Here is an 8,624-nt window from a genome sequence, read left to right on the forward strand (position 1 = left end):
TATACCACTTCTTTGCCCAGATCGAAAATTTTTTACGAACGGGGCTTTATTTAGTGTGCCTTGATTTTGTCGCTTTCGTTTACGAGCTATTTTTCTTGCACCTTTTACTTGACTAATCGTAGGAAAAGAGGCCGGGACAGAAGCGTTTAACTCCAAGAAATAAGAAGGAATTCACGAAAATTGCTTTTCAAATTTTTGTGAATTTCAGCTTATTTCCGAAGGAGTTGCTTCTGCTTCCGCCATTTATACGTGTTTAGAGCGTGAGACAAAAGTGTTATTTACTTTTGTCCACGCTCTTTTTAATCGTCTAAGAAACAAGTGAAATATCTGTCTGCATCAATAATTTTCCATTGATCCATTGACTAAAGTTCGTTACATAATTAAAATTACCACCTATAAGTATCTCCGCATGATTATCTTTATAAAGATCGTATTGTAAAAGACGGTCTTTTTTATTTGCGTAAACATCGTTATGGTACTGAACTAATTGTTCTCGGAATTGATTGATCGCTGTAAAATCACGATACTGAAGGTTGAAACGCATCGTGATTGGTGTATCTAGCATGAATCGTTGCATGTCTTTTGCTGCTTCATCTGCTTGATCTCCGTAAAGAAATTCAAAGAGATTACGTTCAGAAAATTTCCATTGTCCGCCGACCTTTGTTCCTTTTAGTTTTCCTTCATGAAGATAATTTCTGATAGAACGTGTAGTAACACCTAATTGTTCGGCTAATTCATTTACTGAGTAAAAATCTTTCAATGTTCACCCTCCTATGTGAATGATTCTATTGGTTTGGTTGTTAGTTGCTTTATCACGAGATGTAGAAAGAACGATCTCACTTAAAGTCATTGCAAAAAACGAATCAGAAAATTCTAACTTTTCTTTCTCTAAAGAAATTCATTCTCTTCTAAAGTGATATTATATTTAAATATACCTGAAAATAATGGATAGTATTATGAAAGATTGCTGATATTTTCTCGTATTTTTTCCTTATTCAAAAGATTTGCAGGAAAATTGCTGAAAAAATTTTACTAAGTTGAAAATTCAAGGTCATTCGTATCAGTGATTTTTTTCAGCACAAGAAAGACTCCTTATAAAAACAACAGATACTTTGCCAATTAAGTGTTTAACCAGTGAGGATAAAAAGGATAGAACAAAGCCTGTACAAGGTAATGGATAGATTCTTCGCCAGTACAGTTTTTGTTTGTATAAAGCTTTATCGCCAAAATTTATTATGATCTTTCTTGTCTTCAATATTAAATGAAATAAAATGGTCAATCAGTTCCCAATTGATTGCACTTTTCCAAGGAACTTTGATGACATTATCCGTATATATGTAACCAATTTCTTGGATAGTCTTTTCAAGGGCACGAATCGCTGCTTTTTCTGGTGCGATGGAAAAATGATTTTTAGCAAAACTGAATGCAATAATAAAGGTACCATGATCAGTAAAGATAGGCTGGTTCCATTTTACAGTTGTGTCCAGCTGGGGATATGTCTTCGCTATCTTAGAGAAAAGGTCATTGATCTTTTGTTGATTTTCTTTTTCTTTTATTTGATCAATAATCAATCGGAATTTTTCCATTCTAAAACGCCTCCATTAAGTGGTTTGATTTATTTTACCAGAAAAACAATGGTTATGTATAAAAATAAATTAGAAAACAAGCGATATTGTATCCGGTATATTTTGATGATAAGATGGCTCAAAGACCAAAATAGAAAAGAGGCATAAAAATGATTGACTTGGCAAAGAAATTCTCACACGCAAATATTTATTTTGAGTTGTATCATCATCGAGCTATTTATACAAATGAAGATGCTTTGGTGGTGAAGAAAGAGCAAGGATTTACAGGCACAGAGACCAAAAGCTTATTCTTAAAAGATAAAAAAGATAATAACTATGTATATCTGACTTTTACTACAAAACAAACGGATTTCAAAGCATTAGGAAAGATCATCGGTAAAAGGCTTTCTATTGTTTCATCAGAACATATGGAAGAACAGACGGGACAAAAACAGGGCGCTGTTTCTCCATTTGGTTACGAAGAACAGATACCGATTATTATTGACGAAGAACTATTGTCAAAAGAAAAACTTGTTTTTGCACCAGGAAGGCCAGATCAAACGATGGTCATCAAAACGATTGACTTAAACAAAATCATCCAGCTACTTAAAATACCGATGTTTTTAATGCCAGCAAATGAAAATAACAACAATCAAACAAAATAGTGCATACTAGGAGCTGTAGCAATATGATAAGATATCCGTTATTAGGTAAAAATACGACGATTGGGGTTATTGCACCATCATCGGGCGTAGCAGAAGAACACCACCTGTTACTAGAAATGGCTTTAAAGAGTATGGAAGAAAAATCTTTTCATGTCGTTACTGGAAAGACGCTGTGGACGCAAGATAAAGAAAAATCAGCTCCAGCAAGAGAAAGAGCAGATGAATTCAATCAAATGATGAAAGATGAGAATATCCAAATGATCTTTCCGCCTTGGGGAGGAGAATTATTGATTGAGATCCTCGATTCTGTCGATTTCGATGCACTACAGCCAAAATGGATAGTAGGTTATTCAGATATTAGTACGTTGCTACTCGCCATCACATTAAAAACAGGGATAGCCACTGCACATGGGACCAACCTTATTGATTTAAGAGGAAATTATTCAGATAAAACGACAGCGATGTGGAAAAGTGTGCTAGAAACAGGCAAAGGAGAATCAATCTTACAGCGTTCTTCTGAAAAATATCAAAAAGAATGGCATCATGAGCAACCGTCACCTTCAGTTTTTCATCTTACTGAACCAACAAATTGGCAAACAGTCAGCGGAGAGGCAGTAAGGATAAAAGGCCGATTATTAGGTGGTTGTATAGATACGATCAGACATTTAATTGGTACACCTTATGGAGATGTCCAAACGTTTAAAAGAACGTATAATGATGGAAAGCCAATCTTGTGGTTTCTAGAAAACTGTGAGCTATCCTCCGTTGATTTAAGAAGATCACTTGTTCAGATGAAACTAGCAGGATGGTTTGAGGACAGCTCTGGTATCATGTTTGGCAGAAGTGCAGCAGAGGATTTGCTAGATTATCGAATGAAGGATGTATATGAAGATCTTTCAAAAGAATTGAACATACCAATCTTGTATGATATTGATTGCGGTCATGTGCCGCCACAACTAACATTGATCAACGGTGCCTACGCAGAAGTATCGGTAAAAGATGGAAAAGAGACTATTTTGCAAACGTTTATTTAATAAAATTTTTTCCTGCCTTGGAGTCTATCAAAGACCAATAAATCTAAATAGAAAAGAAAGTGAAAGAAGCTGACAGTATTTTGTCAGCTTCTTTTTGTATAACATATTAGAAAGTTTAATTATCTATAACTGTCACATCGATTAACTGTTTCACGTCATTTGGGTTGCCTGTAGGAATAGCAACCACAGATGCATGATCAATGATTTCTTGAGTTGTTTTTTTTATGAATGCTGGATCAGAGGCTTGATCTGCAGGTATTTGCCAATGTGAAGGAACTGGATAACTAGTGATCGTTCCGTCGTGGTTACTAGAATACACTAAAATTCCCTGGTAGCCGTATTTTCCAGTAAGCATAACTACGTCTTTTGGATAACCTACGCTCCCTGCATCATAGGGATCGATAGGTGTTCCTGCCGGATAATGAATAACATGTAGTTCAAAATCGCCTGATGCATCTTTAAAAGTATTACCCTTGACAGCCAACCAAACGCGTGCGTACTCAATTTGCAGATCAGAATATCCTGCTAACGGATCTACTGACTGAGAAGACTGTGAGAAGGATGTGTCTGCTGTAGAAGAAAGACTCGTGTCAACTGTACCACTAGATATAGAAGAAGGGTTGGACTCTGAAAGCTTGCTGGTGGTTGAAGATGTATTCGATTCAGAAGAAGCTGATTTCTGTGTACTTGATTTTTCAGCTGAACTAGTTTGTCTGATGGAACTTTTGACTGCGGTCGCAGATGACTCACTAGTTTCTTTACTAGCAGATGTACATCCTACAAGGAATAAGGAGATCGACGCTAAAATAAACCCTAACTTTTTCATATAAAACACCTCGTCACTTTAATTAATACTAGTATAGCATAATTCTAAATTTCTCTGGTTAAAGGAGAAGCAGAGAAAAAATTTCTATACATTGATTAAATCTGTCTTTTATTTATGTATTTAGGGAAATTTCCCATTATATGCTACCTAAGAACTATTATTGAAATCAAGTTTCTTAAAGTGTAATAGCTATTGTAACCGATTTCTTTTATGCTTATACTAAATCTGCGACAAAAGATGTGTATGGAAGGAGTTGACTTATTATGATAATGGAAAAGATTCAACGCTTTGGCGGAGCTATGTTTACACCGGTTTTGCTCTTTTCTTTTTCGGGGATCATGGTGGCTTTATGTATCATCTTTAAAAATCCAATGTTAGTGGGGAGTATTGCTACAGAAGGAACAGCATGGTATTCGATCTGGTCAGTGGTTGAAAGTGGTGCTTGGACCGTATTCAATCAAATGGAGTTGTTGTTTGTTATTGGATTACCTATCGGATTAGCTAAAAAAGCAAGTGCTAGAGCAGTAATGGAAGCATTTGTAGTCTATATTACTTGTAATTATTTCATTTCTACCATGTTAGGCTTTTATAGCGGATTTTTTGGTGTTGATTTTTCTGCCGATCCGGGCGGCGCAAGTGGACTGAAAATGATTGCGGGTATCAAAACATTGGATACAGGAATTATAGTGGCAATCTTGATTTCAGCTGTTGTAGTGTATCTGCATAATCGATTCTTTGATAAAAAGCTGCCGGATTTTTTAGGAATCTACCAAGGGTCATCATTTGTTGTGATTATTAGTTTTTTCATCATGTTACCTATTGCATTTTTGATCTGCCTTATCTGGCCTAAGATCCAGTCGGCAATCAGTTCATTGCAAGGTTTCTTAGCGGGTGCTGGTATATTTGGTGTCTGGCTTTACACTTTTTTAGAACGTATTTTGATTCCAACCGGCTTACACCATTTTATCTACGCACCGTTTGCGTTTGGGCCAGCAGTAGTAGAAGAAGGGATTGCGAGATACTGGATGACACATCTTCAGGAGTTTGCTCGCAGCGAACAGCCACTTAAGCATCTCTTTCCAGAAGGCGGTTTTGCTTTGCACGGGAATTCAAAGATATTCGCTTCTCCAGGTATTGCCGCAGCGTTTTATTTCACTGCAAGACCTGAGAATAGGAAAAAGGTGCTGACGATCCTGATTCCAGCAACTTTGACAGCTGTTTTGGCGGGTATCACTGAGCCATTAGAATTTACGTTTCTATTTATATCTCCACCGTTGTTTGCTATTCATTCACTTTTGGCTGCTACAATGGCGGCAATAATGTATGGTTTTGGTGTGGTAGGGGATATTGGTGGTGGATTTATTGATTTGTTTGTGAAAGTCTGGATTCCATTATTTCAAAACCATAAAGGAATGATCTTTACCCAACTAGTGATTGGTCTAGCTTTTACAGGAATCTATTTTATTGTGTTTCGATACCTGATTATCAAATTTGATATTGCCACTACGGGGAGAGAAGAGAATACCGACGCTGTTAAATTATATACTAAAAAAGATTACAAAGAAAAAGAGAGGAAAACTTCAAAAACAGAAATTGAAAATGTATATGAGAATCAAGCTGCTATTTATTTAGAAGGTTTTGGAGGGGCCGGAAATATTGAAAAAGTCACAAATTGTGCTACACGCTTGAGAATAACTGTAAAAAATGAAATGTTGGTTTTAGAAGATACGATTTTTAAAGAAGGTGGAGCACACGGTGTAGTGAGAAACGGCAATGCTTTTCAAGTAATAGTTGGTTTGGACGTGCCACAAGTACGTGAACAATTTGAACGTTTATTAGAAATAGAACAATAGTTTCACAAAAATCTTAACAGACAAACAGAAAGGGGAATGTTAATATGAAAAAATTTTCAATCACGATTGCCGGCGGAGGGAGTACATTTACTCCTGGAATTGTTTTGATGCTTTTGAAACATCTGGATAGATTTCCTATCCGGCAAATCAAATTTTATGACAATCTGGAGGAAAGACAAACACGTATTGCTTCTGCGTGTGAGATTTTATTGAAGGAAAGAGCACCAGATATTTTATTTACAGCCACTACTGATCCAGAAACAGCATTCACTGATGTTGATTTTGTTATGGCACATATTCGTGTTGGCTTATATGCGATGCGGGAAAAAGATGAAAAAATTCCGTTGAAGTATGGGGTAGTTGGTCAGGAAACTTGTGGACCTGGCGGAATTGCTTATGGGATGCGTTCAATTGGCGGTGTTTTAGAGTTGATAGATTATATGGAAAAATATTCACCAAATGCGTGGATGCTCAATTACTCTAATCCAGCGGCGATCGTGGCAGAAGCGACTCGAAAATTACGTCCTAAAGCAAAAATCATCAATATATGTGATATGCCGGTGGGAATTGAAGAGCGTATGGCTCAAGCTATCGGTTTAGCTTCACGCAAAGAAATGGTCGTACGCTACTATGGCTTGAATCATTTTGGATGGTGGACGGATATCCGAGATACAGAAGGAAATGATTTGATGCCTAAAATTCAAGAATATGTTAGTCAGTTTGGTTACGCTCTACCATCGGAATCTCAAGAATCACAACAAACTGATGCAAGTTGGAAACATACATTTATGAAAGCAAAAGAAGTATATGACATTGACCCAACTACTCTTCCTAACACTTATTTGAAATATTACTTTTATCCGCAAGATGAAGTAGCGCACACCAATCCAGAGTTCACGCGTGCAAATGAAGTGATGGTTGGACGTGAAAAACAAGTATTTAATGAATGTGATCGTATCACTAGTAGTGGTTCAGCAGAAAATACGATACTAGAAATCGATGAACATGCTAGCTATATCGTTGATTTAGCACGAGCAATTGCCTATAACACTCATGAAAGGATGTTGCTGATCGTACCTAATAACGGAGCTATCGAGAATTTTGATGAGTCGGCGATGGTAGAAATACCCTGTATAGTTGGCAGCAATGGACCAGAACCGTTGATACAAGGAAAGATTCCACGCTTCCAAAAGGGATTGATGGAACAACAAGTAGCAGTTGAAAAATTAGTAGTCGAAGCTTGGGAAGAAAGGTCTTATCAGAAATTATGGCAAGCACTGACATTATCAAAGATTGTTCCAAACGCAAAAGTTGCAAAAAATCTACTAGATGATTTGGTGAGTGTAAACCAAGAATACTGGCCTGAATTGAAATAGCAGTATTCCAAATACATCGTGGTTCTCCTCTATTAAAAAATAGTTTCATGTTATTGCATATACTAATAATAGAGGAGGGATAGTATGGAACTAGAAAAATTGATTCATCAACATGCAGAAAAATTAAGCGAACTAGACCGAGGAATCTTGAACTTTATTTTATCGGATCCTAGCTTGATACAAAATTTGAAAATAACTGACTTAGCGGAGAGACTTTATGTCTCAAAATCTTCCATTATGAGAACAACTAAGAAATTGGGGTTTTCTGGTTATTCTGAGTTCAAATATTTTTTACGACATGTAACAAATAAAGAAAATGGGCTTAGAACAAAAGAAGATATTTTTGAAAAACAACTGGAAGATATCCAGCAGACGCTTCATTACATGAAGGCTGTCAACTTAAAGCCAATCCTTCAATGCTTAGACCGAAGTAAGATGATCTATTGCTATGCAACGGGATTTTCACAAAAGAAAGTAATTGATGAGTTTTATAAAATGATGCTAGGTATTGGAAAGAGAGTAATGGTGTTGCCAAATAAGACGGAGTTTGATATGGCCATGCCACTGATAACATTAGAAGATATGGCCATTATTGTTTCTTTGAGCGGTGAAACACATGAGGTCAAAGAAAATCTGACTGCCTTTGAATTACAGAAAATTCCAGTTTTGACCATTACTGCAGCTGGAGATAATTATTTCACACGCCATAGTACTTGTCATTTAAATTATTATTGTAATTGCTTTATCCTTGGAAAAGAAAATAAGCCATTTCAATCATTGATCAGCTTGAGTTGCTTAGCGGATTATTTAGTTCGTGCTTATGGTGTATATACGCTGAGAGAGGAGAGCTAGATGAGAAGAGACAAGATAGAAGGACTCTGGAAACACATTTTACTTGGTTATTGGATAGCCGTAGCTTTCCTTTTTTATTTCTATGCTATATTAATGACTATCAGAATGAATGGAGTGATACATGAAGCTTTTTTCCATAATCCATATATCGCTCTTGGTTCCTTATTTCCTTTTTTAATGTTATTTCAAGCAAGTATTCTTTATTTTTTAGAAAAAAGAACAATTGACATCAGCTTGTTAAGAATATACCTACAATTTACTGTTGTCCAACAAGTTATAACAGGAAATTTAATAGGAGCTCTTTTAGCTTTTCTCTATGTAAGAAGTGGATAGGCTACAATTAACTAGACAGAAAAATTAAGGTGTGTAGACTAGAAGAAAATATACCAGGAGGAATTTTTATGTCTAAGAGAACACGAAGAACTTTTTCACAAGAATTCAAGCAACAAATCG

General features: G+C 36.1%; 9 protein-coding genes. 6 read left to right on the top strand and 3 right to left on the bottom strand.

Annotated features, from left to right (window positions below):
• Positions 1–307: 307 nt before the first annotated feature.
• Positions 308–760: a helix-turn-helix domain-containing protein gene (locus tag OZZ83_RS14415; protein WP_002316342.1), complete on the bottom strand. Its 453-nt coding sequence runs from the start codon at positions 758–760 to the stop codon at positions 308–310.
• Positions 761–1,217: 457 nt separating this feature from the next.
• Positions 1,218–1,586: an iron chaperone gene (locus tag OZZ83_RS14420; protein WP_002308916.1), complete on the bottom strand. Its 369-nt coding sequence runs from the start codon at positions 1,584–1,586 to the stop codon at positions 1,218–1,220.
• 149 nt (positions 1,587–1,735) lie between these two features.
• Here OZZ83_RS14420 and OZZ83_RS14425 point away from each other — a divergent pair, with 149 nt between their 5' ends.
• Together OZZ83_RS14425 and OZZ83_RS14430 are read left to right on the top strand one after the other, a co-directional pair.
• Positions 1,736–2,230 (top strand): YbaK/EbsC family protein, encoded by a 495-nt coding sequence (locus OZZ83_RS14425; RefSeq protein ID WP_002316340.1) that lies wholly within the window; start codon positions 1,736–1,738, stop codon positions 2,228–2,230.
• A 23-nt stretch (positions 2,231–2,253) separates the two neighbouring features.
• Positions 2,254–3,264, top strand: a complete 1,011-nt coding sequence (locus OZZ83_RS14430; protein WP_002308918.1) for a S66 family peptidase — start codon at positions 2,254–2,256, stop codon at positions 3,262–3,264.
• Positions 3,265–3,379: 115 nt separating this feature from the next.
• Here OZZ83_RS14430 and OZZ83_RS14435 read toward each other — a convergent pair whose 3' ends face one another.
• Positions 3,380–4,090, bottom strand: a complete 711-nt coding sequence (locus OZZ83_RS14435) for a hypothetical protein (protein WP_002308919.1) — start codon at positions 4,088–4,090, stop codon at positions 3,380–3,382.
• A 263-nt stretch (positions 4,091–4,353) separates the two neighbouring features.
• On the opposite strand from OZZ83_RS14435, the gene OZZ83_RS14440 reads away from it, so the two are divergent.
• From OZZ83_RS14440 to OZZ83_RS14455, 4 genes are all read left to right on the top strand, one after another.
• Positions 4,354–5,943, top strand: a complete 1,590-nt coding sequence (locus OZZ83_RS14440) for an alpha-glucoside-specific PTS transporter subunit IIBC (RefSeq protein WP_325066103.1) — start codon at positions 4,354–4,356, stop codon at positions 5,941–5,943.
• A 44-nt stretch (positions 5,944–5,987) separates the two neighbouring features.
• Positions 5,988–7,319, top strand: coding sequence for a 6-phospho-alpha-glucosidase (locus OZZ83_RS14445; protein ID WP_002313654.1), 1,332 nt, complete (start codon positions 5,988–5,990; stop codon positions 7,317–7,319).
• Between the two features lie 84 nt (positions 7,320–7,403).
• A complete protein-coding gene (locus OZZ83_RS14450) occupies positions 7,404–8,171 on the top strand; it encodes a MurR/RpiR family transcriptional regulator (protein ID WP_278023913.1) in 768 nt (255 codons plus the stop codon).
• A complete protein-coding gene (locus OZZ83_RS14455) occupies positions 8,172–8,504 on the top strand; it encodes a hypothetical protein (RefSeq protein WP_278023914.1) in 333 nt (110 codons plus the stop codon). It abuts the gene before it with no gap.
• The last annotated feature ends 120 nt before the right edge of the window (positions 8,505–8,624 follow it).

Origin of the sequence: Enterococcus sp. E5-162 (genome assembly GCF_035725965.1) — a bacterium.
Lineage (GTDB): Bacteria > Bacillota > Bacilli > Lactobacillales > Enterococcaceae > Enterococcus_B > Enterococcus_B lactis.